Raw genomic sequence first — 21,950 nt, 5'->3', positions numbered from 1 at the left:
GTATCCCAGCGGTGCGGTGTTTCCTGATCTGCGATTCTGCCCAAAGGGCGGTTGGAGCAGGGCAGGAAACACCGCACCGCTGCTGCTTATCATTCACTGCCTATGATTCATTGCTGATGATAATTACCGCTTGCCTAATAGCCCCCTGGCCCCCTAGCCATCAAACATTCCCTTCCCATCACCCCTTAGCCAGCAACACCACCACCGTCGCGGCAATCCCTTCTTTTCTACCCAAATACCCCAAATGCTCGTTGGTTTTGCCTTTCACATTCACGCAATCTTCGGGCAAGCCCAAATCACTCGCGATATTAGCCACCATGGCCGGTGCATGCGGCATGATTTTAGGTGCCTGAGCATGAATCGTGGCATCCACGTTTACCGCCTGCCAGCCGGCCTCTTGCACTTTGGCATAGGACGCCCTTAGCAGCACACGGCTGTCCGCCCCCTTATAAGCAGGATCGGTATCGGGAAAGTGCCGGCCAATATCGCCCAGGCCCGCTGCCCCCAACAAAGCATCGGTAATCGCGTGCAACAGGGCATCGGCATCAGAATGCCCCTTAAGCCCGTGCGTATGCGGTATGGTTACACCGCCTAAAATCAAGGGCCGGCCTTCAACCAGTGCATGCACATCAAACCCCTGACCCACTCTGAAAGGTACTGTCATTTCTTTTCCTGTTCAATTAATCTATTTACTTTATTTTCACACTGATTTAACGGCTTTGCCATCTTCCTCTGGCTATCAGAGCCTGTCAAAATACCGGGTACACCAGGCCACTTCGCCAGACCCAGCCATACCAAGCTAACCCAGACTCTTTCAGCCAGGCGGCACCTTCAATACAACTGCTCGCCCGGCCTGCATTATAGCCAGTGCGCCATCATGTCAAAATCACCGGGCCAGGTCACCTTCATATTCTCTAGGCTACCCTTGACCAGCAACGGCGCGTACCCGGCAAACTCCATGGCAGAGGCCTCATCAGTCACTTCAAAACCCTGCGCTTTGGCCATTAGCAGTGCATCACGCAACAGGCCAACCCTGAACATCTGCGGTGTTTGCGCCAGCCATAGGCCATCACGTGGCACCGTGCTTTCAATCACATCCAAACCACTATCCACCACCGCCCTTTTAACCGTATCGGGAACGGGTGTCGCCAAAATACCCCCACGGTCATGCAACAGACAGGTTTGAACCAACGCTGCCAGGGAGTCGGCCCGCAACCCCGGACGGGCCGCATCATGCACCAGTACCCAGTCATGATCAGCCGCCTGGCTGGCCAGCAAGGTATTAAGTACCGTATCGGCCCGGCTGGCACCGCCGCTGCGATGGATGCTAAGCCGTGCAGGCTCTGGCATGACGCAATCAGTGATATAAGCATCGCCAGGTGCCACACCAATATGCACCTGGCTAATACCGGCATGGCTTAACAAAGCCTTAACCGTATGCACCAGCATGGGCACGCCGTTAATCACGCGATACTGCTTGGGGCCCGAATGTCCGCCACCCAGTGCACGCGCACCAATACCCCCGGCAGGAATCAGGGCAATTATTTTTTCATCCATCGCTTTTATATGGAAAAATTCCATCAATACACCAAAACAGCATTATTGCATACACAGGACCACGTCATCACAACGCCATGAACTACCGCCACCTAACCATTAAGGCTCAGGTGGGGAATGCAACGGAATTTACTCAAACAGGCTTTATACTGCTTGCGTAATAAAAGCATTATGAAGATAAAACCAAACCGACATTCCAGCCAGGAAAAGTCACTAATGGTTAAAAACCCAGAGAACAACATTCACCTTAAAAGCACACAACATCGCTGTTAAAATAAACTCTTTGCATCCCCACTTTCCGACTGCTGTGTCTTTACCTTCAACATCCAAACTGCTTTCCAGCCTGAAGCCCGGCCAACGATTCAACCATCCGTGCCCGGCCGGCTCCGGAGACGCCTGGCTATTGGCTGAACTGGCCCGGGCCGCCCAAAAAACCATTGTCGTGCTATGTGCCGACCCGTTACAGGCGCAACGGCTGGCCGAAGAAACCAGACGTTTCGACCCGCAGGTAAAGGCACGCCAGCTACCCGACTGGGAAACCCTGCCCTATGACGGTTTTTCGCCGCACCAGGACCTTATTTCAGAGCGCCTGAAAACCCTGCATGCTCTCATGCTTGAAGACGTGGACATCCTTACCGTACCCGTTACCACGGCACTGTACCGGCTGCCCCCACCTTCATTTCTGGCTGCTTATTCCTTTTCTTTCAAAAAAGGCGATCGCGTTAATGAATCTGCCCTGCGTGAGCAGCTCATGCTGGCCAACTACAGCCATGTCACCCAGGTTACGGCTGCCGGTGAGTTCTGCATCCGAGGCAGCCTTATTGACCTGTTCCCCATGGGCTCAGTGCTGCCTTACCGGATAGACCTCTTCGACGACGAAATAGACTCCATCCGCAGTTTTGACATTGATACCCAGCGCAGCCTGTACCCGGTGAATGAAGTCCAGCTGTTGCCCGGCCGTGAATTTCCCATGGATGAAGCCGCACGCACCCGCTTCCGCTCACGTTTTCGTGAAATATTTGAAGGCGACCCGTCCCGCTGCCTGCCCTATAAAGACGTAGGTAACGGCATTGCCTTTGCGGGCATAGAATACTACCTGCCGCTTTTCTTTGATGAAACCGCCACCCTCTTCAATTACTTGAAGCCTGAAACCATCACGGTAACCCTGGGTGACCTGGAAGACACCATTGCGCGTTTTCACAGCGACACCAGCAGCCGTTATAACTTCATCAAGTCAGACCGCGAACGGCCGGTACTGCCGCCCGAACAGCTATTCCTGTCGCGTGACCAGATTTACCAACAATTCAAAAGTTTTGCCCGCCTTAACCTGGACAGCAAGCAGGCTTCAGAAGAAATCACCGCCGCACCCAATGTCGCTGTTGCCCGCCGTGCCGAGCACCCCTTTGCCAAACTGCAGGAAATGGTAGCCAATGGGCAGCATAAAATTTTACTCTGCGCCGATTCGGCCGGCCGCCGTGAAACCCTGCTGCAAATGCTGCAAGAACACAAGCTGGCTCCCGACACAAGCCAGGAAACCGTCCACGAATTTATTAAATCCGAGTCCGGTTTCGGCCTGGTGGTGGCCCCCATCAATACCGGCTTTCTGGTTAAGCACCTTAATTTTGCCCTGCTCACTGAAAATGACCTGTACCCCGGCACGGCCACCTACACCCAGCGTCGGCGCCGACAACAAGAACGCAGCAGCGATGTTGACGCCATGGTGCGGGACTTGTCCGAGCTGCGCGAAGGTGACCCGGTGGTCCATGTCCAGTACGGCATTGGCCGCTATCATGGCCTGGTCAATATGGACTTGGGCGAAGGCAATGTAGAACTGCTGCACCTGGAATACGCCAACAAAAGCACCCTGTACGTGCCGGTTTCACAATTGCATGTGATTGCCCGCTATAGCGGTGCCGACCCCGAGCAGGCTCCCCTGCACCAGCTGGGCTCGGGCCAATGGGACAAGGCCCGTAAAAAAGCAGCCAAACAAATTCGCGATGCGGCGGCTGAACTGCTTAACCTGTATGCCCTGCGGGCCGCACGCCAGGGTTATTCTTTCAAGCTGCCCTTTAGCGACTACCAAAGCTTTGTGGAAGGCTTTGGTTTTGAAGAAACCGCCGACCAGGCAGATGCCATTGAAGCCGTTCTTAATGACATGACCTCGGGCAAACCCATGGACCGGCTGGTATGCGGTGATGTGGGCTTTGGCAAAACCGAAGTGGCCCTGCGTGCGGCTTTTCTGAGCGTAGCCAATGGCAAACAGGTGGCCCTGCTGTGCCCAACCACCCTGCTGGCCGAACAACACGCCCAAACCTTTGCCGACCGTTTTGCCGACTGGCCTGTTAACGTGGCCGAGCTATCCCGCTTCAGGTCTGGCAAAGAAGTGTCCGCCACCATCGAAGGCATTACCAAAGGTACGGTGGACATCGTCATTGGTACCCACAAAATACTGTCCAAAGACGTCCAGTTCAAGGAACTGGGCCTGGTGATTATTGATGAAGAGCACCGCTTTGGCGTACGCCAGAAAGAAGCCCTGAAGGCACTGCGGGCCGAGGTTGATATTCTTACCCTAACCGCCACCCCCATTCCCCGTACTCTGGGCCTATCGCTGGAAGGCATTCGCGACTTTTCAGTGATTGCCACCGCACCGCAAAAACGGCTGGCCATCAAAACCTTTGTGCGCCGAGAAGACGGCAGCACCATCCGCGAAGCCATTCTGCGCGAACTCAAGCGTGGTGGGCAGGTTTACTTCCTGCATAATGAAGTGGAAACCATCAACAACCGCAAGGCGCGCCTGCAAGAGCTGGTACCCGAAGCCCGCATTGCCGTGGCCCATGGCCAAATGCCCGAGCGCGAACTGGAAGAAGTCATGAAAGGCTTCTACCAGCAGCGCTTCAATGTACTGCTGTGCACCACCATTATTGAAACCGGGATTGACGTGCCCAGTGCCAACACAATTATTATCCATCGTGCCGACCGCCTGGGTCTGGCCCAGCTGCACCAGTTGCGTGGCCGGGTTGGCCGCTCACACCATCAGGCCTATGCCTACCTGTTAACGCCGGGCGAGGATGCGATTACCAACAATGCCAAAAAACGCCTTGAAGCGATCCAGTCCATGGAAGAACTGGGTTCGGGCTTTTTCCTGGCCATGCACGACCTTGAAATTCGGGGCACCGGTGAAGTGCTGGGTGAATCGCAATCGGGTAATATTCATGAGATTGGCTTTTCCATGTATACCGATATGCTTAACGAGGCGGTACGCGCCCTGAAAGCCGGCGAAGAGCCTGATCTGGATTCCCCCTTTGCCCCAGTCTGTGATGTCAAGCTGCATACCTCTGCCCTGCTGCCTTCTGATTATTGCGGTGATGTACATGCCCGCCTGTCCATTTACAAGCGCCTGGCACACGCCAAAAACGAAGACGAGCTACTCACCATACAGGAAGAACTGATTGACCGCTTTGGCAAACTGCCCGAACCGGCCATCATGCTGATGACCACCCACCGGTTACGGATTCTTGCCGAGCCGCTAGGCATTACCCGCCTTGATATTAGTGATGAGCAGGCCATGCTAAACTTTGGCCCTAAAGCCAATATAGACCCGCTACGCATGATAGAGCTGATACAAAAACAAAAACACATCCGCTTTAGCGGTGCCGACAAACTGCGTATGGAACTGGCTAAAATGCCCGATATCAAGCAGCGCGTGAATGCGGTACGCCAGCTGCTGAAATCCTTATCCTGACTGTTTACTTACACTTAAAATTATTCAAGCATAAACCAATTTATTTTAAAACAAGCCATGACCACACACCTTATCTTGCAAACTTCAAGCATTCTGGGCACCCTTATTGAACATGCCGCTGCCATTTCAAGTGCCAACGGTATTCATCACATCAACAGCTGTGCCGCCCGCCTGATAGACGTAGATCCTGCCTGCCGGGAAGAAATCGTGCAATGGGCTGCCGCCAACCGGGTTGATACGGCCTTCATCAATGATTACAAACCCCTTGCCGACATGAAAGTGCTGGCCATGGACATGGATTCCACCTTAATCAATATTGAATGTATTGATGAAATTGCCGATATGGCCGGCCGCAAGCAACAAGTGTCAGCCATTACCGAAGCCGCCATGCGGGGGGAAATCAAGGATTTTTCAGAAAGCCTGCGCCGTCGGGTGGCTTTGCTGGAAGGCGTGCCAGCCAGTGCGCTTGAAAAGGTGTATGAAGAACGCCTGCGCCTGAATCCCGGGGCAGAAAAACTGGTCCAGGGTGCGCAAGCAGCGGGCTTGAAAGTATTGCTGGTTTCTGGTGGTTTTACGTTTTTCACGCAACGTTTGCAAGAACGTCTGGGGCTTGATGAAACGCATGCCAATACACTGGAAATTGAAAACGGTGTGTTAACCGGCCGCGTGTTGGGAGATATTGTAGATGGCCAGGCCAAGGCAAACTATCTGCAGGCATTGGCTCAAAAAGAAAATGCCACACCAGAACAATGTATTGCCATGGGTGATGGCGCCAATGACTTGATTATGATGGGGCATGCGGCTTATTCGGTGGCCTACCGGGCCAAGCCGGTGGTGCAGGAACAGGCGGCTTACAGTATTAATTACTCTGGGCTGGATGCAGTGTTGAACTGGTTTTCTTAATTGCAAAAGGGGAATAATCACCCGCTGGGGGTGCGATTCTGCCCGCAGGGCGGTTGGAGCAACACAAGCGGGTGATTATTCCCCGCTTTATAACGAAGCCGAAATCCCAATCACGGCATACCCCGTTTCATCACAAAGCCGCAATCCTCATTTTGGCCTCACCCTAATCCCATGATGATAGAGCATACTGCCTATTCAAAGATAGAAGCCGCACTTAATTACTTTTCATAAACTTATGTTCAGGAATATCCTCAACAGAACGAATAGGCGGATGCGGTAAATCGTCCATTTCGTCAGCCAGGTCGCCATCTACCGCTTTAGTCGGATCGGCTTCCACGGCTTTGGTATCTTCAATCTGGCGCACTAAATCACTTCTTTCCTCGCTACCTGCCGGTAACAGCGCCAGCAGCTTTTCCCAGGTTTCAATCGCCTTACGGTAATCACCCTTCTCGTAATAAGAACCGCCCAAAAGCAGCAAAGCATCATGGTCTTCAGCATCAATCGCCAAAGCCTGTTTAAGCAACTCATCGGGCTTGCCTTCAAAGCTGCCCCGATACAAGGCCAACACACCGGCAAACAGCGATAATTCGGTTGGATTATCCTTGATCACTTCCCAGGCACGACCATAAGCAGCGACAGAATCGCCATGCCGCCCCATCGCACGATAACTGCGTGCCAGCATCAACTGCTGCGTCAAGTCTTCGGGGTTCGCGGCGGCTTTTTTCTCCAGTTGCTCAACCGCCCCCAAAAACTGTTCTACATTACCATTCATGCCAAAAGTAGCGGCCGGATTAAGTGCGGCCAGGTTACCCAAATAGTAATAACCGGCTGCGGCCACCAGTGGCACGGCCACAATCGCCCACGGCATGTACTTTGCCGAGCTGCCAGCAGGTGCCTGTGGCTGGGCTTCCAGGCGTCGCATATCTTCAACCAGCTGGACTTGCGCTTCAAGCTGCGCCTGCCGGTAATTGTCCTCGCTCATATTGCCAGCGGCCAACTCTTGCTGGAGCTCCTGCAAGGTTTGCTCATGCACCATGTAGCGTTGCTCAAGAGCCCGTTTTTGCAATTTTTCATATTTGCTTTTTTGCATTACCCAAAACAACAAGGCAACCACAATGGCACTAATGAATAGTCCCAGTAAAATTAATTCTGTCATTTTTTATTCCCGAAATCTTTTTCCCAACGTTGTATATCTTTGGCAATATCCTGTTCATCAAGGACTGTCGCTGTCGCCTGCTGAGCCTGACGACGAATATGACGCCACAGGGAAAACAGCAGAAACACCAATAAGGCAAACGGACCCAGCCATAACAAATAGGTTTTTGGGCTGAATACGGGCCGATAGTGAACAAACTCACCATAACGCAGAACCAGATAATCAATAATTTGCTCATCTGTTTTATGGATGGTAATTTGCCCCCGGATTTCCTTGCGCAAATCTTGTGCCAAACCGGCCTGTGAGTCGGCAATCGACTCATTCTGACAAACCAGGCAACGCAATTCTTTCGCTATTTCGCGTAGCCGTTCTTCTTCGGCCACACTCAGTCGTGTTTCAATTTGCGCCCAGCCCGTACCTGAAAAAAACAAACCTTGCCCGGCAAGCAGCAGGGTAGCCCCCAGTAAAGCCAGGGCCAAACCTTGCAGCGGTCTAAAAAAATGTATAAAGAAATTTCTCATGGTGTTTCCAGCGCCTTGGCAAGCATGGGTTTGAGCTTCTTCTCAAGGGCTTCTTCAGTTAAGGCACCGGTAAAGCGCTCAACAATTTCTCCTTGCCGATTGATAATAAACGTCTCGGGCACACCATACACGCCCAGATCAATGCCCACCAGTCCCTTCATGTCAACAGCAATACGGTCATAGGGATTCCCTCCCATATCCACCAGCCAGGCACGGGCAGCGCGTGAGTCATCCTTGTAATTCAGGCCCACCAGATCCACCCCTTCGGGGCGTTGCCACTTAAGCAGCAAATCGTGTTCTGCCTGGCAACTGACACACCAGGAGGCCCAGACATTCAAGACCCAAACCCTGTTTTTAAAATCCTGCCCGGTCACCTGCTTTTGGGTATGCATCAAATCAGGCAAGGCAAACTGGGGGACGGGTTTCCCCACCAAAGCCGAAGGCAAATCCCGTGGGTTCATGCCCAAGCCAACCCCTAACAGCACCAGCAAACCGGCAAACAAAATTAATGGCAACCAACGTTTCATACTTTCACCTGCTTGCTGTCCGGATTCACTATGGTGCTTACTGGCGGCATCGTTGAACTGGCCTGGGTTTTCCTGACACGATAACGCCGGTCACGCAAACTCACCCAGCCACCCAAAGCCATTAACAGGCAGCCTGCCCACACCCAGTTCATTAACGGCTTCCAGTACACGCGAATCAGCCAGGGGCTGGTTTCCGGATTATCGCCATGCATTTCACCCAGAGAAATGTAGACATCCCTGAACAGGCCACGGTTAATCGCGGCCTCGGTCATGGGCTCCCCCCCCGAGAAATACTGACGCTTTTCAGGTTTCAACACGCCAATCGGCTTACCGTTGGCACTTAATACAAAATGACCAATCAGGGCTTCGTAATTTTGTCCGCGATGACCTTGCAAACTGCGAAAACGCACTTCGTAATCTTCCACCTGTACAGTTTGCTGCGGATCAATCATCACATCACGCTCCCACTCATAGGCCGAGACCACGGTGGCACCAATCGCAAACACGGCCACACCGATATGCGCAATATGCATGCCAATAAACGCCCTGGGCTGCTTAAACAAAGTGGGCAAATAGGCGTTGCCAGCCTGGGTAAGCCGGACCCGATGATGAACCGCCCACATACTGGAAGCCACTACCGCCCAGCAAATACACAAGGCCAACGCCACGCCCCAGCGCCACTCACCAAAAAACAGGGGCATGGGCAAACCCAACACCATGCCAGCGACCACAATACCTATAGTGGCCCGACGTATTTTTTGCCATTGATTCTGTTTCCAGTGCCAATGAACGGAAATAGCCATTAGCGCCATCATGGGCAACCAGATAGGCACCAAGACCTGGTTGAAATACGGTGGCCCAACCGAGATCTTGCCCCCGCCAATGGCATCCATCAACAAGGGAAACAGAGTACCCAACAAAATGGTGGCGCAAGAGACAACCAGGAAAATATTATTCAGCAATAAAGCGGTTTCTTTTGAAAACAGACTGAATTTTGCACGACTGCTTAATAAAGGTACGCGCCAGCTATACAGGGCCAATGCCCCACCTACAACCACCATCAGATAAATCAAAATAAACGTACCGCGCGATGGATCGGTGGAAAATGCGTGAACCGATGTCAGCACGCCCGAACGGACCAGGAATGTGCCCAACAGCGACAGGGAAAACGTGGCAATCGCCAGCAGTATCGTCCATTGCTTGAAAATATTGCGTTTTTCGGCAACCGCCAGCGAATGGATCAGGGCCGTTCCCGCCAGCCAGGGCATGAACGAAGCATTTTCAACCGGGTCCCAGAACCACCATCCGCCCCAACCCAGCTCATAATAAGCCCAGGCACTACCCAAAAAAATGCCAATGGTTAAAAAGACCCAGGCAAGAAGGGTCCAGGGGCGGCTGAATTTTGCCCAGGCCGCATCAAGCTGGCCACTAATAAGGGCCGCAATGGCAAAAGCAAAGGCCACCGCAAAACCCACATAGCCAAGATATAAAAATGGTGGATGGAAAATCAGGCCAATATCTTGCAACAAAGGATTCAGGTCAGTGCCATCAGCCATGGGCGGCAACTGTCGCACGAAAGGGTTGGAAGTAAGTAAAATAAACAGTGCGAAGCCAAAAATCAACAAGGCCAACACACCCAATACCAAATTCTGGATATTGGAAGGCAAGGCTTTTGACCCTACGCTAACCGCCCAAGTCCATAAGCCCAACATGAGCACCCATAACAGCAAGGAACCTTCATGTCCGCCCCAGACAGCCGCCACCTTATAAAAAACCGGTAATTGGCTATTGGACTGTTGCACCACATAGCGTACCGAAAAATCGTCTTGTACAAATGCATAGCTTAATAAAACAAAGCTGACGACCAATAAAGCGGCCATTAGTTGTGCGCTCATTCTTACCGAAGGCAGCAGGACATTACGGTGTGTAGCGCCAGCCCAAATTCCCAGTGAACCACTGAACAAGGCAATGGTTGCCGCTAAAATAAGTGAGAAATGCCCCAATTCTACCCACATACGCTTACTGCTCCAATTTTAAAGTTTTAGCGGTTTGATGCTGCTGATCAATCGCCATTTGCGCCTCGGGTGGCATATAGTTTTCATCATGCTTGGCCAGCACCTCTTTGGCCGTAAAAACCTGGCCATTCCAATAGCCCTGTGCAACGGCACCCTGCCCCTCTTTAAACAAATCGGGCAAAATACCCTTGTAGTGCACTGGAATCCGGGTGGCACCATCGTCAATGGCAAAAGCAACCGTAATCCCGTCTGTTTGCCGCTGCAAACTGCCTGCTGTTACCATGCCACCAATCCTGAAATACTCCTGGCTGCCAACTTTACCCTGCTGCACTTCTGTTGGGGTGTAGAAAAACACCATGTTCTGACGTAAGGCTTGCACGACAAAAATGGAAATAATGCCCAATACCGCCACTGCAGCCACTACCCATAGCAAGCGTTTTTTACGTGGACTCATGTTGTTGTACTCCTGTTTTATGCACAACAGTGCCTGTGGCATCCTGTTGCCGATCCAATTGTTGCAGTTTCTTCAGCGCCTGGCGCCGTTCCCTGGCCAAAACCAGTAACTCAAAACCAATCAAACATACGCTTGCCAGCACACAAGACCAGACATAAAAACCATGTCTGCCCATTTGTATGAAATCTGTCCAGCTTTCCCAATACATACTTTATTCCGCCTACTCTTGCTGTTGCGCCACGGTACTGGCATAACGTTGCCGGGCCCAGCGATTGCCGGCCTCGCGCTGCAACACAATGACCCGTGCCCGTGCCAGTGCCACGGCAATGCAATACAGCCAGCTGGCTGCCACCATTAGCAATAAGGCCCAAAACATGCTGTTATGCATGCTCACACCCGATTTGAAGGAGATGGATGCGCCCTGATGCAGGGTATTCCACCACATCACGGAAAAATAAATAACCGGCACGTTAATCGCTCCTACAACCGCCATAATGGCGCCGGCCTGGTCTGCCCGCTTTTGCTGTGTAATGCTGCGTGTTAGTGCAATAAAACCCAGATACAGAAAAAACAGCAAGAGCATGCTGGTTAAACGCGCATCCCAGACCCAATACGTGCCCCAGGTGGGACGTCCCCACAAAGCGCCTGTCAATAATGAAAGCATGGCCATCAGGGCGCCGGTTGGCGCCAGCGCCTGCATCATTACTGCTGCCATTTTAGTGCGTAAAATCCAATATACAATCGCCCAGAAAGCCATGGCCAAATACACAATCATGGCCATCCAGCTACTGGGCACATGCAAAAACAAAATACGATAACTGTTGCCCTGTACCGCATCAGGTGGCAGTATCAACAAGCCCAGCGCCAGGCCTGCCAACGCACATAACATGGCTGCCAGCATCAGGGGCCAAAACAGTTTTCCCACCAGGCGATCAAACATGACCGGACTGGCAAACTGGCGCCAATTTCCCTTTGCTGTGGCAGAATCTGAAGACGCGGAAAGAGAGGGTAAGGACCTTTGGCGATTCATATTTTTCTTCATCATTTACTCAACCGCCAGACGTAATGCCGCTGCCGCCGCAACCGGAATAAAAAACCAGGTTCCCAACAATAAAGCACCCAGCAACCACCATTCGGCAAAACCGTTTTCAGCGCTACTGTAAACGGCGCGACTGGCAAAAATCAAAACGGGCGCACACAAAGGTAAATGCAGTAAAGACATCAGCAGCCCTGCCTGACGTAAACCCAGCGTTAACGCACTACTTAGCGCCCCCAATGCCGATAAAATACCCATCATTAAGACAATGGCAGCAAAAATAGGCCACATCAAACCAGGTGCCAGCTGATATTGCGTATGCAGCAGCAAGGAAACAAGGCTTAGGGGAATACCGATAGTCAGGTAATACGCGATCATTTTAGCCAATACCATCAAGGCATTGGGAATTGGTAACAACAATAATTGCAGCAGGCTCCCGTCCGCCCAGTCTTCCTCGAACAGGCGGTTAAGCGTGAGCAAATTGGCCAACAAGCCGCATACCATAATCACGGCGACCCCAATCTGCTCAAGCAGCTCGGGGCTGGGCTTGATGGCCAAAGGGAACAAGGCCGCCACCACCACGAAAAACACCAGGCCGATACTCACATCCAGGCGGTTGCGCCAGGCCTGGCGAATATCCCGTTGTATCAGACTGAAAAAAACGGGCATGGTCACGCTTCCCCCCCAGGTTTGCCAAAAACCACCTGATGGTTTACCTTCAAATGGCCTGGCCAGGCAAAATGACTGGTGAACAAGACACTGCCGCCTTTTTCACAATGCCGGTTCATCCAGTGCGCCAGTTGGTGGCGTCCGGCTTCATCCAGAGCGTTAAAGGGTTCATCAAGCAACCACACAGGGCGCGGAACAAGCTTGAGTCTCAATAAGGAAGCACGCCGTTTTTGCCCCTGTGACAACTGCAACACCGGGGTGTCCGCCAAAAAAACCAGCTGCATTTCCTGCAGGGCTTCTTCAAGGAAATTATCGGTAACGCTTACCCTACAAAGACGGGCAGCAAGCAAGGCATTTTCAGTCACGCTTAGCGCCTCTTTCAGGGCATTGTCATGGGTGCAATAATGCCATTGCCGACGCACCGCATTACCTGCCTTGGCCAATGCCTGGCCGTGCCAATACACGTCACCCTGCTCGGGTTGCAACAGTCCTGTGACCGCCTGAAAAAAACTGGTCTTGCCACATCCATTAGCGCCAGCCAAATGAACACACTGCCCCGCCTGTAAACGCATCTGCCATTGATGGCAAAGCAGCAACTGGCCTCGCATAAGAGAGAAATTATCAACCGATAAGGCAGCAGGACTCATACAACTTTATGACCACGACCCACAATGAAAGGATGAAAAAGCGTTAATCAGCCTGCTCACCGTCGTCTTGCAGGCAAGACAACAGGTAATCGGCATCTACGGTTACAAAGGCCAGCAAGAGCTGTGTGATGGCCGGATAAAAATCACTGCTGGTGGGAATTAGCTGACTGCGCCGGGCAAACTCGGGCAACCAGACCAACAGCATTTTCTGCACGAAATCATACTGGTCCTGCACGGTTTTACGCCATTGTGCACAAGCGCTGTCATGCGATTGCTCACGCTCGATCCACTGCGCCATGGTGGCCAGAATCACGGCCAGGTGATCGGCAGGCTCATTAAATTCACGCGGAATTTCCAGGCAATTTTCACGCAAAACATCACGCATTAACCGCTCGACAGAGCCATACATTTGTTTTTCGTCCTGGTAAGCAGAAGCATAAGGAATCGCGGCTGATTTGGCATCAAGCAAAAACTGCTGCGCAAAATCCGCCGCCAGTTCGATACGCAAGTGGGCAAAAGCCGGCCAGGCCGCAACAGCCTGACGCACACGTTTCACTTCGGCTTCCAGGCCAGTTTGCCCAAGACTTTCGTACAAGCCATCAAGTTGCCCGCTTTGGTACAACTGCACCTGCTCTTGCGTTAACTCTAACGACAAAAGATTGGAAAACCAGCGATACAACAAGGCGCGACTCTGGCTAACAGAAGTCCAGCTATCTACAACATCTACCATAAAAGGTTTTTATCCTGAGTAAAATTGATCTGCCAAACAACAAGTGCGAGCGCTTACCTGCTCGCACTTGTGGGTGACTAAGCGCGGTCTTTAGGTGCCGGAGAACCATCGGGCAAGACTTCATTGGGTCCGCCAAACGACGTTACCGGAGGTGCCACACCCTCAAACTTCTCTATTTCCACCAGGCAGGTATTTGCACTTGGCCCTTGGGCAAGCTTGGAAGTACCCACATCCAGTGTCAGGGTGTTGGGGTCACCGTAAGTATCCAGCGAGCCAATTTCAGGGCCAACCGGACCATACCACGCGCCCTCTTCAATCCTGATAATCCCTTCGGGGTAGTTATCCGACACCACGGCACCGGCCAGCAGCTGCCCACGGTCATTGTATACACGCACCAGATCACCGTGTTTAATACCACGACGTTCCGCATCTACAGGGCCGATATAAACAGGCTCACGGCCTTGTACTGTATATTCGGCACGCCTTTCCTCGGATTCGCAGGTTTGCGAATGAAGCCGTTCATTGGGGTGACAGGACTGCAGCCACAAGGGGTATTTATCAGAGTTGGGGCCACCATGAGAGCGTTCGGCTTTTTCCATCCAGATTGGATGCCCCTTGCAATCATCGTATCCGTAGCGTGCAATCTTGCGGCTGAAAATCTCGATAAAGCCCGATGGCGTACCCAGGGCATTCACCTCGGGATCTTCACGAAAGTCTGCGTGTCGAACCCATGGCTTGCCTTCGGGAAACAGGACATAACCAATGTCCCAGAATTCTTCAAAGGTGGGCATGGGGAAATCTTTTTTAGCATTATCAATGCGGCAGTCATTATAAAGCTGTTCAACCCATTGCATTTCCGTCATGCCGCGCGAGTATTCAATATCACGCTTGAAGCGTTTGCAGAACTCACGCCAAATATCAAAGTCTGAACGGGAGTGATACAGCGGGTCTACCAGCTTGTGCATGGCAATAACGCCACGGTTACTATAAGAACCGTAGGCATCAATATCGTTACGTTCAAACGGGGTACATGCCGGCAATACAATATCGGCAAAACGGCAGGTCGCCGTCCAGTTGTAATCTACCGCAACGACCGTTTCAATATTACGGTAGGCAAGCTTCATGCGATTGCGATCCTGGTGACGATGCCACTGATTGCTACCGGTAAAGATGCCCATTTTGTACGGCGGCAGTTTTACCTTGTGACCGTTGAAATCAATCTCTTTCCCGGGTTCCAGCAAGGCATCAACGGCACGCGCCACCGGAATCACCGAGCTGTAACCATCATAGTTCGTATTATCGTGCTTGGGGGTACGACCGGTATCCAGGTTAAGCGGGAAAGCACCAGGCATGGAAGCCCCCGAGCTGGAAACACCCACCGAGCTATAGTGGTGAGAGTAACTGACCCCGCCACCCGGCAAGCCAATTTGACCCAGCATAGCCGCTAAAATCGCGCCCATCCAGTACGGTTGCTCACCGTGCTGCTGGCGCTGAATGGCCCAACCAAAGATAATCTGCGTACGGTTTTTGGCAAACAGGCGGGCCAACTCACGAATACGGTCAGCACTCACACCACAAATAGGCGCAGCCCATTCGGGTGTTTTTTCTACCATATCTTCGTTTTCGCCTTTCAGGTAAGGCAGAAAATCATCAAACCCAAGGGTGTAAAGATCCAGAAACTTCTTATCGTATAAATCTTCTTTCCACAGGGTATGAGCCAGTGCCAGCATCAGGGCAACATCGGTCATGGGATTCACGTACTGATGGTCGCAATCCAGATAATTTTGGGTTTTACTCTTGACGGGGTCAATAGAAATAACCTGAATCTCTTTATTGGCGACTTTGTCCTTGAGCTGCTCCAGGTAGGCATAAGCCTCATGGGTTTCGGTATTCCAGCCTACCTGCAAGTTCTTGTTCAAGTCAGTGGCCCACAGCACAATGACGTTACTTTCCTTAAGAATAATATCCCATGAAGTTCCTTGTGAATATACTTCGGTAGAACCCAGGATATAGGGCAAAATCATTTGCCCTGCGCCAGTAGAATAGTCACCTGCGGTACCCACACTACGGCCATGCATACCCACGGCACGCAACATATGGTTGCCACAGCTATGCATCTGCCCTACCGAGCGCCAGCCTACGTTGGCCGTATGTAAAGCCCATGGTCCGTAAGTATTTTGAATGCGCTCCAGCTCATCATAAACCAGGTCCAGTGCCTCATCCCAGGAAACGCGCACGAAGCGGTTATCACCACGCTCGGCGGTATTACTGCGATGACGGTTCTTGAACCAGTCAAGACGAACCATTGGATAACGCACGCGAGACGGGCTGTAAATAACCCCCATCGTGCCTTTTAAAATATCACTGGGGTGTTTGTCAAACTCGAAAGGACGGATTTCCATCACGCGGTCGGCCTCGACCCGGGCGCGGAAAGCCCCCCAGTGAGCGCCTGACATTTTCCAACCTTTAAAATCTTGTGCCGCCGCCGTATTTGCCTTGGCGGGTGTAACCATTAAGGTATTGATTAAAGCGGACGGCAACACGGCGGTTGCACCTAAACCAACCATTCCGGTCAGAAAGCCTCTTCTGCTAACGTTATTCATAATAGCCTCTTTTCCTTATGGCCTAGCCGATTGCACAGTACTTTCTGGGGAGCCTGGAGCTTGTGAGCCAGTGGCAAAATCAGAAGAGTGCATTTGTAAATATTTCAAGACCAATTTCGATGTATCTGCATCCATGTTGGTAAAGCCAACCATCCCGGCAAACAATCCAGGCCATTGGTTAGTATCGTGGCCCGACTCAACCGGTTGACGATGGCACACACTGCAGCTGTTTTGATAGCTGGTACGCGCGATATTCCAGATGGTTTCAGGACTATTCAGCACGGCACCCGTGCTAACCCACCCCTGGACCGCCACTTTTTGCCATTCAAGACCGGTCAGGTCATCAACCTTGGCTTCCAGCACTTCAATAAGAGCGGGATCCTGGGAAACTGTTTTTTCAAGAATGGCGCTGGTAATGTTCAAACCAAACTCACTGTTCAGGACACGACCGAAACCTTTGTTTTTACGCCACAAATCCAGTTCTATTTTCTGGACATCACCCTTGACCTCTACAATACGAACCGGCGTTGCCACTTCAAGGCTACCCAATTTTTGAGTCAGGCCTTCATCAGCAAAAAGATCTTGCGGTGCTGCGCTGTAATAAGTCACGCCAGACTCAACAGAAACACTACGCGCCTCGGACATGAGCGTATCAAAGGCAGGGTTACGTGATCCTTGCAAGTCAGGCAGCGAGTGGGCAATACCACGGTGACAGTCAACACAGCTGGCATCACGCTCGGCAGCGCTACGCATGATCATTTGAGAAGTCACGCGCATTTTGCTGAAATCCATACTGTTGTAATCGTGGCAGTTGCGGCACTCTTTAGAGTTGTTCGCTTTAAAGCGTGCCCATTCACGTTGCGCCAGTACGATACGGTGCTCTTTGAATTTTTCGCGAGTACCGATGGTTCCCGTGATGTGCGCCAGCACCTCGCGTGAAGCCTGCATTTTACGGGCTACCTTGTCGGTAAACTCATGAGGTACATGGCAGTCCGGGCAACGGGCGCGCACACCCGAGCGGTTTTGCCAGTGCACTGTTTTTTGCAGTTCTGGCAACAGGTTGTCTTCCATCGTATGACAGGACAAACAGAATTGTTCCTCGTTGGTTTTATCCATGCCGAGATTAAACATATGCCAGAACAGAGCCCCGGCAACAAAACCACCAGCAACCAATACACCCAAACCGATTTTGGCGGCAGGACGTGTAAAGATATCGTAGGTCCATTTGATAAAATTTATTATAAAGCGCATGGGCTCACCGTTTTTTAAAATTCAGAACAATATCACGTCCCTGAACGCTAACCTTTACGCAAACCATTGCCGTAAAAACGCAACAGATGCAAAAACAAGACATTCAACGTGAAAACCGGGTTGATAAGCGTTAGTTTGGAGGACCCCAGAAAAGAATTTGCATAAACCAGATGATGAAACCGTAAGCACAGACTGCCAATAAAATAGCAATGGGCAGGCCTACAAATCCCAACATGAAAAACCGCTTCCACTCGCCTTTAGCACCAATCTCTGTTGGTGGTTGATAATTTTTTGCCATGGCTTGTTCCCTTTACAAACATTAAACTGTCATGTTTAATGCATTAATTGATTTTATTGAATGAAACCGATACTACGATAACACCGAAAAACAAATGTAAATTAATGTAAATAATATTTAAACACATTAAATTATTTTCATTAATCATAGTAAATATTTATTAAAGCTTATAGTATCACAAGCGCTATTCGAACAGAATAATCAATAGCCTCTCTCAATTCAAAATTGCCACACTAATGAACACGATGATTGACATGCGTCAAACAAATACTATTTATATAAAAACGAAATAAAAAAGCCGGTTATTTTTCAATAACCGGCTTTTTGTTTTCTTATCTAAAAACAACTAGGCATGTTCATGTTTTTTAGGATGCCGCAATAAATGCCGGTATACAAACCCCGGATAGGCCAGCACAATATACAGGCAAGCGAAAATCGCCCAAAACTCCCAACCTTGGGCAATCGGGTTGGTATAGTAAGCCTCAAGTGCAAAACCCACCGCAGCCACCACAAAGAAAAACACAGTCACTTCAATAAGGCGGTTAAAAAAGGTTTTTACCTTAAGGCTTTTGGCCATGACCTGGCCGGGAAAGTAAACACCCGCCACAATCAATACCACGGCGATCACCTGCATAAGGCTATCTACTGCGGGCCGGGACAGCAAATAACAACCTGCCCCAACCACCAGATAACTTAACAAAGCCCGCAGAAAATAAAACAGGCCGTTTCGATCAGGTTCACCCTGCTGCTTCCAGGGAACAAATGCAAACGCCCTTTCGGTTAGGAACGGAAGCAATGCTGTGGCAAAAGCCAGAATAATCAGCAACCAGATGGAAGAGGCAGGAAACATACTTATAAAACCCTAAAATTTCAGTGATGCGTCAATAACCTGTACACATAATGTCATTAAACCGCCTGGCAAAATACCCAACAGAATAATAACCAGACCGTTTACAGACATGACGCCACTACGGAAAGTCAGCTGATTGCCAATAACCGGTGCATCGGCTGCCGGTTCGTCAAAGTACATGACCTTGACAACGCGCAGGTAATAATAGGCACCAATTAATGAAAACAGCACAGCAACGATAGCCAGATACATATGGCCGGCGGCAATGGCAGCCTGCAAGACAACCAGTTTTGCATAAAAGCCCACCAGCGGCGGTATACCTGCCAAAGAGAACATCAGGATAAGTACCCCAAACGCCATCAGGGGACTGCGGCGGTTAAGGCCTTTCAGGTCACTGATTTCTTCGCATTCGAAGCCCTGACGGCTAAGCAGCAAGATAATACCAAAACTGGCCAGCGTGGTTAATACATAAGTAATCATGTAAAACAGGGCTGAACCGTATGCACCAATAGCCAGTGAACCATCCGCATTCACACCCGACAGCAAGCCCAGCAGAACAAAACCAACGTGTGAAATGGTTGAATAAGCCAGCATGCGCTTGAAGTTGGTTTGCATAATGGCGGTCAGGTTACCGATTGCCAGCGACAGAACGGCCAGAATCATCAACATTTGCTGCCAGCTGTCAGCCAAACCATGCAGGCCTTCTATCAGGAAGCGAAGTGTAATGGCCAATGCTGCCAGCTTGGGCGCTGCACCAATGGTTAAGGTAATCGCGGTAGGCGCACCCATGTAAACGTCGGGAAGCCACATGTGGAAAGGCACGGCACCCAGTTTGAACGCCAGACCGCACACCACAAACACCATACCCAGTGTCATGGCCATATAGCTGACATTGCCGGCCTTGATCGCCCCGGCAACACCGGCCAGGTCAATATGACCGGTTGCACCGTAAACCATGGAAATACCATACAGCATGAAACCGGATGCCAGGGAACCCAGCACGAAGTATTTCATGGCAGATTCAACCGCCACCAGCGAATCGCGACGAACCGCAACCAGTGCATACAGGGCCAGTGACATGAGCTCCAGACCCAGATAAATGGTAAGCATGCTGGAAGCGGAAATCATGACCATTTGGCCAACCAGCGCAAACAGGGTTAGAGAATAAAGCTCTCCGCCCTTGACCATGCCACGATCAATCACATACTGGCGGCTGTAAATCAGGGTTGCCATGACCGCCAGGTATGAGGCTACTTTCATGAGGTGAGCAAGCGGATCGGTAACGTAATTACCATAAAAAGTATGGCCAGCCACACCGGCATTCCACTGATACATCGACACCAAAGTGACAATGACCAGTGCGCCCAGCGAGAGCATATAGGTAAGTGACCTGTTTTTGGAAGGAATAAACACATCCACCAGCAGGATCAACGTTGCCAGAATACTTAACGTAATTTCCGGCAAAGCGAGTGCAAAATTAAATTGATTTTCCATCATTGTCCAGACTTACAGTTTAGAAATTGCAACATGCTCCAACAATTGTTGGAGAGAAACGTGCATCACATCGGTGAAGGGCTTCGGATGAATACCCATGTACAGCACAAAAATAGCCAGCAAGCCCAGAATCAGGAATTCGCGGCAATTGATGTCTTTCATTTCACGGACATGGTCATGTTTGATTTCGCCATAAGCCACACGTTTGACCATCCAGAGAGAGTACGATGCACCCCATAACAGGGCGGTTGCGGTTAACAGACCAATCCAGAAGTTGTATTCAACGGCACCCAGAATAACCAGGAATTCGCCAATAAAACCGCTGGTGGCAGGCAAACCGGCATTCGCCATGGAAAACAGCACGAAGAAGGTGACGAATTTGGGCATCACATTGACCACACCACCGTAATCGGAAATCTGGCGGCTATGCACGCGCTCATACAGCAGCCCGATACACAAAAACATGGCGCCTGAAACAAAACCGTGGGAAATCATCTGCATCACCGCGCCTTCAAGACCGGTGATATTGAACATGAAAAAGCCCAGGGTGACAAAACCCATGTGAGCAACCGATGAATAAGCCACCAGTTTTTTCATGTCATCCTGGACAATCGCTACCAGGCCAATATAGATAACCGCAATCAGGGACAGGGCAATCATGATACCAGACAGGCTTTGTGAGGCATCGGGGGCAATCGGCAGTGAAAAACGCAGGAAACCGTAAGCACCCAGTTTTAGCATGATCGCTGCCAGCACGATAGAACCACCGGTAGGGGCTTCAACGTGGGCATCAGGCAACCAGGTATGCACCGGCCACATTGGCACCTTCACGGCAAAGGCGGCAAACAAGGCAATAAAGATCAGTAACTGTGGTGTATAACCCAGTTGGGCTGCCTGCCAGGTGGCAATATCAAAGGTACCGGTAACGGTATACAGATAGATAAAGGCAATAAGCGTAAGCAGTGAACCCAGCAAGGTATACAGGAAGAACTTGAACGCGGCATAAACGCGGTTGGGACCACCCCAGACACCGATAATAATATACATCGGGATCAGGGTTGCCTCGAAGAACACGTAGAACAGCAGGCCGTCAAGCGCCACAAACACACCCACCATCAGGCCTGAAAGAATCAGGAAAGCAGCCATGTATTGGGCAATACGGGTGGTTATCACTTCCCAGCCGGCCAGCACCACAATGATGGTGATGAAGGCGGTTAACAGCACAAACCAGATGGAAATGCCATCAACCCCTAAATGATAGGCAGAATTGAATGCCGCAATCCAGGAAACGTTCTCAACGAACTGCATATTGGCCGTTGAGGAGTCAAACCCGAAGTAAATGGGCAGGGTCACCAGAAAACTGACGATAGCGCCAACCAGAGCCATCTTGCGAGTATAGTCGGCCCGGTCATCTCGACCGAATATCAACACCAGTATACCCGCAACAATTGGCACGAATATCGACAAGGAAAGCCAAGGAATAGTAGTAGTCATTTC

At 51.0% G+C, this 21,950-nt stretch carries 20 protein-coding genes; 2 read left to right on the top strand and 18 right to left on the bottom strand.

Going from position 1 to position 21,950, the window contains the following annotated elements; genetic code table 11:
- Positions 1-178 precede the first annotated feature (178 nt).
- A complete protein-coding gene (gene ispF / locus JHL22_RS06925; protein ID WP_200235335.1) occupies positions 179-664 on the bottom strand; it encodes a 2-C-methyl-D-erythritol 2,4-cyclodiphosphate synthase in 486 nt (161 codons plus the stop codon).
- Between the two features lie 194 nt (positions 665-858).
- On the bottom strand, positions 859-1,557 hold the full coding sequence (gene ispD / locus JHL22_RS06920) for a 2-C-methyl-D-erythritol 4-phosphate cytidylyltransferase (RefSeq protein WP_200235345.1): 699 nt from the start codon (positions 1,555-1,557) through the stop codon (positions 859-861).
- Positions 1,558-1,864: 307 nt separating this feature from the next.
- Between ispD and mfd the strand changes: the two genes are divergently transcribed.
- A complete protein-coding gene (mfd, locus tag JHL22_RS06915; protein ID WP_200235333.1) occupies positions 1,865-5,299 on the top strand; it encodes a transcription-repair coupling factor in 3,435 nt (1,144 codons plus the stop codon).
- Positions 5,300-5,356: 57 nt separating this feature from the next.
- Complete coding sequence (gene serB / locus JHL22_RS06910) at positions 5,357-6,202, top strand: phosphoserine phosphatase SerB (RefSeq protein WP_200235331.1); 846 nt, start codon at positions 5,357-5,359, stop codon at positions 6,200-6,202.
- A 214-nt stretch (positions 6,203-6,416) separates the two neighbouring features.
- Here the strand turns inward: serB and ccmI are convergent, their stop codons facing one another.
- The 16 genes from ccmI to JHL22_RS06830 all read right to left on the bottom strand — a co-directional run bounded on the left by ccmI (position 6,417) and on the right by JHL22_RS06830 (position 21,947).
- Positions 6,417-7,358, bottom strand: coding sequence for a c-type cytochrome biogenesis protein CcmI (ccmI, locus tag JHL22_RS06905; protein WP_200235329.1), 942 nt, complete (start codon positions 7,356-7,358; stop codon positions 6,417-6,419).
- A complete protein-coding gene (locus JHL22_RS06900; protein WP_200235327.1) occupies positions 7,355-7,879 on the bottom strand; it encodes a cytochrome c-type biogenesis protein in 525 nt (174 codons plus the stop codon). Before JHL22_RS06900 ends, ccmI begins: the two co-directional genes overlap by 4 nt.
- A complete protein-coding gene (locus tag JHL22_RS06895; RefSeq protein WP_200235324.1) occupies positions 7,876-8,406 on the bottom strand; it encodes a DsbE family thiol:disulfide interchange protein in 531 nt (176 codons plus the stop codon). The genes JHL22_RS06900 and JHL22_RS06895 overlap by 4 nt, the downstream gene beginning before the upstream one ends.
- Positions 8,403-10,421 (bottom strand): heme lyase CcmF/NrfE family subunit, encoded by a 2,019-nt coding sequence (locus JHL22_RS06890; RefSeq protein WP_200235322.1) that lies wholly within the window; start codon positions 10,419-10,421, stop codon positions 8,403-8,405. Before JHL22_RS06890 ends, JHL22_RS06895 begins: the two co-directional genes overlap by 4 nt.
- A gap of 4 nt (positions 10,422-10,425) precedes the next feature.
- Positions 10,426-10,875 (bottom strand): cytochrome c maturation protein CcmE, encoded by a 450-nt coding sequence (ccmE, locus tag JHL22_RS06885; RefSeq protein ID WP_200235320.1) that lies wholly within the window; start codon positions 10,873-10,875, stop codon positions 10,426-10,428.
- Entirely contained in the window at positions 10,862-11,083 is a 222-nt protein-coding gene (gene ccmD, locus JHL22_RS06880) for a heme exporter protein CcmD (protein ID WP_200235318.1), read from the bottom strand. Before ccmD ends, ccmE begins: the two co-directional genes overlap by 14 nt.
- Before the next feature lie 12 nt (positions 11,084-11,095).
- A complete protein-coding gene (gene ccmC / locus JHL22_RS06875) occupies positions 11,096-11,920 on the bottom strand; it encodes a heme ABC transporter permease CcmC (RefSeq protein WP_234041168.1) in 825 nt (274 codons plus the stop codon).
- On the bottom strand, positions 11,921-12,580 hold the full coding sequence (locus JHL22_RS06870) for a heme exporter protein CcmB (RefSeq protein WP_234041172.1): 660 nt from the start codon (positions 12,578-12,580) through the stop codon (positions 11,921-11,923).
- A 2-nt stretch (positions 12,581-12,582) separates the two neighbouring features.
- Positions 12,583-13,227 carry a heme ABC exporter ATP-binding protein CcmA gene (gene ccmA / locus JHL22_RS06865; protein ID WP_200235314.1) on the bottom strand — a complete coding sequence of 215 codons (645 nt, stop codon included), beginning with the start codon at positions 13,225-13,227 and terminating at the stop codon, positions 12,583-12,585.
- A 43-nt stretch (positions 13,228-13,270) separates the two neighbouring features.
- The gene (gene torD, locus JHL22_RS06860; RefSeq protein ID WP_200235312.1) at positions 13,271-13,957 is read right to left on the bottom strand and encodes a molecular chaperone TorD; all 687 of its coding nucleotides are present in this window, start codon (positions 13,955-13,957) and stop codon (positions 13,271-13,273) included.
- 77 nt (positions 13,958-14,034) lie between these two features.
- Positions 14,035-16,560, bottom strand: coding sequence for a trimethylamine-N-oxide reductase TorA (gene torA / locus JHL22_RS06855; RefSeq protein ID WP_200235309.1), 2,526 nt, complete (start codon positions 16,558-16,560; stop codon positions 14,035-14,037).
- 15 nt (positions 16,561-16,575) lie between these two features.
- Positions 16,576-17,811 carry a pentaheme c-type cytochrome TorC gene (torC, locus tag JHL22_RS06850; RefSeq protein WP_200235307.1) on the bottom strand — a complete coding sequence of 412 codons (1,236 nt, stop codon included), beginning with the start codon at positions 17,809-17,811 and terminating at the stop codon, positions 16,576-16,578.
- Between the two features lie 130 nt (positions 17,812-17,941).
- Positions 17,942-18,109 carry a periplasmic nitrate reductase, NapE protein gene (locus tag JHL22_RS06845; protein ID WP_200235305.1) on the bottom strand — a complete coding sequence of 56 codons (168 nt, stop codon included), beginning with the start codon at positions 18,107-18,109 and terminating at the stop codon, positions 17,942-17,944.
- 346 nt (positions 18,110-18,455) lie between these two features.
- Positions 18,456-18,959: a DUF2818 family protein gene (locus tag JHL22_RS06840; RefSeq protein WP_200235303.1), complete on the bottom strand. Its 504-nt coding sequence runs from the start codon at positions 18,957-18,959 to the stop codon at positions 18,456-18,458.
- Positions 18,960-18,971: 12 nt separating this feature from the next.
- Positions 18,972-20,456 (bottom strand): NADH-quinone oxidoreductase subunit NuoN, encoded by a 1,485-nt coding sequence (gene nuoN, locus JHL22_RS06835; protein ID WP_200235301.1) that lies wholly within the window; start codon positions 20,454-20,456, stop codon positions 18,972-18,974.
- A 9-nt stretch (positions 20,457-20,465) separates the two neighbouring features.
- On the bottom strand, positions 20,466-21,947 hold the full coding sequence (locus JHL22_RS06830) for an NADH-quinone oxidoreductase subunit M (RefSeq protein ID WP_200235299.1): 1,482 nt from the start codon (positions 21,945-21,947) through the stop codon (positions 20,466-20,468).
- Positions 21,948-21,950: the final 3 nt, after the last annotated feature.

Origin of the sequence: Advenella mandrilli, from assembly GCF_016595155.1 — a bacterium.
GTDB classification, from domain to species: domain Bacteria; phylum Pseudomonadota; class Gammaproteobacteria; order Burkholderiales; family Burkholderiaceae_B; genus Advenella; species Advenella mandrilli.
This window is presented reverse-complemented; position numbering and strand designations above follow the sequence as displayed.

Coding starts and splice junctions, on each gene's coding strand:
- ispF (WP_200235335.1), bottom strand. CDS start 664: ATGACAGTACCTTTCAGAGTGGGTCAGGGGTTTGATGTGCATGCACTG.
- ispD (WP_200235345.1), bottom strand. CDS start 1,557: ATGGATGAAAAAATAATTGCCCTGATTCCTGCCGGGGGTATTGGTGCG.
- serB (WP_200235331.1), top strand. CDS start 5,357: ATGACCACACACCTTATCTTGCAAACTTCAAGCATTCTGGGCACCCTT.
- ccmI (WP_200235329.1), bottom strand. CDS start 7,358: ATGACAGAATTAATTTTACTGGGACTATTCATTAGTGCCATTGTGGTT.
- JHL22_RS06900 (WP_200235327.1), bottom strand. CDS start 7,879: ATGAGAAATTTCTTTATACATTTTTTTAGACCGCTGCAAGGTTTGGCC.
- JHL22_RS06895 (WP_200235324.1), bottom strand. CDS start 8,406: ATGAAACGTTGGTTGCCATTAATTTTGTTTGCCGGTTTGCTGGTGCTG.
- JHL22_RS06890 (WP_200235322.1), bottom strand. CDS start 10,421: ATGTGGGTAGAATTGGGGCATTTCTCACTTATTTTAGCGGCAACCATT.
- ccmE (WP_200235320.1), bottom strand. CDS start 10,875: ATGAGTCCACGTAAAAAACGCTTGCTATGGGTAGTGGCTGCAGTGGCG.
- ccmD (WP_200235318.1), bottom strand. CDS start 11,083: ATGTATTGGGAAAGCTGGACAGATTTCATACAAATGGGCAGACATGGT.
- ccmC (WP_234041168.1), bottom strand. CDS start 11,920: ATGATGAAGAAAAATATGAATCGCCAAAGGTCCTTACCCTCTCTTTCC.
- JHL22_RS06870 (WP_234041172.1), bottom strand. CDS start 12,580: ATGCCCGTTTTTTTCAGTCTGATACAACGGGATATTCGCCAGGCCTGG.
- ccmA (WP_200235314.1), bottom strand. CDS start 13,227: ATGAGTCCTGCTGCCTTATCGGTTGATAATTTCTCTCTTATGCGAGGC.
- torD (WP_200235312.1), bottom strand. CDS start 13,957: ATGGTAGATGTTGTAGATAGCTGGACTTCTGTTAGCCAGAGTCGCGCC.
- torA (WP_200235309.1), bottom strand. CDS start 16,560: ATGAATAACGTTAGCAGAAGAGGCTTTCTGACCGGAATGGTTGGTTTA.
- torC (WP_200235307.1), bottom strand. CDS start 17,811: ATGCGCTTTATAATAAATTTTATCAAATGGACCTACGATATCTTTACA.
- JHL22_RS06845 (WP_200235305.1), bottom strand. CDS start 18,109: ATGGCAAAAAATTATCAACCACCAACAGAGATTGGTGCTAAAGGCGAG.
- JHL22_RS06840 (WP_200235303.1), bottom strand. CDS start 18,959: ATGTTTCCTGCCTCTTCCATCTGGTTGCTGATTATTCTGGCTTTTGCC.
- nuoN (WP_200235301.1), bottom strand. CDS start 20,456: ATGATGGAAAATCAATTTAATTTTGCACTCGCTTTGCCGGAAATTACG.
- JHL22_RS06830 (WP_200235299.1), bottom strand. CDS start 21,947: ATGACTACTACTATTCCTTGGCTTTCCTTGTCGATATTCGTGCCAATT.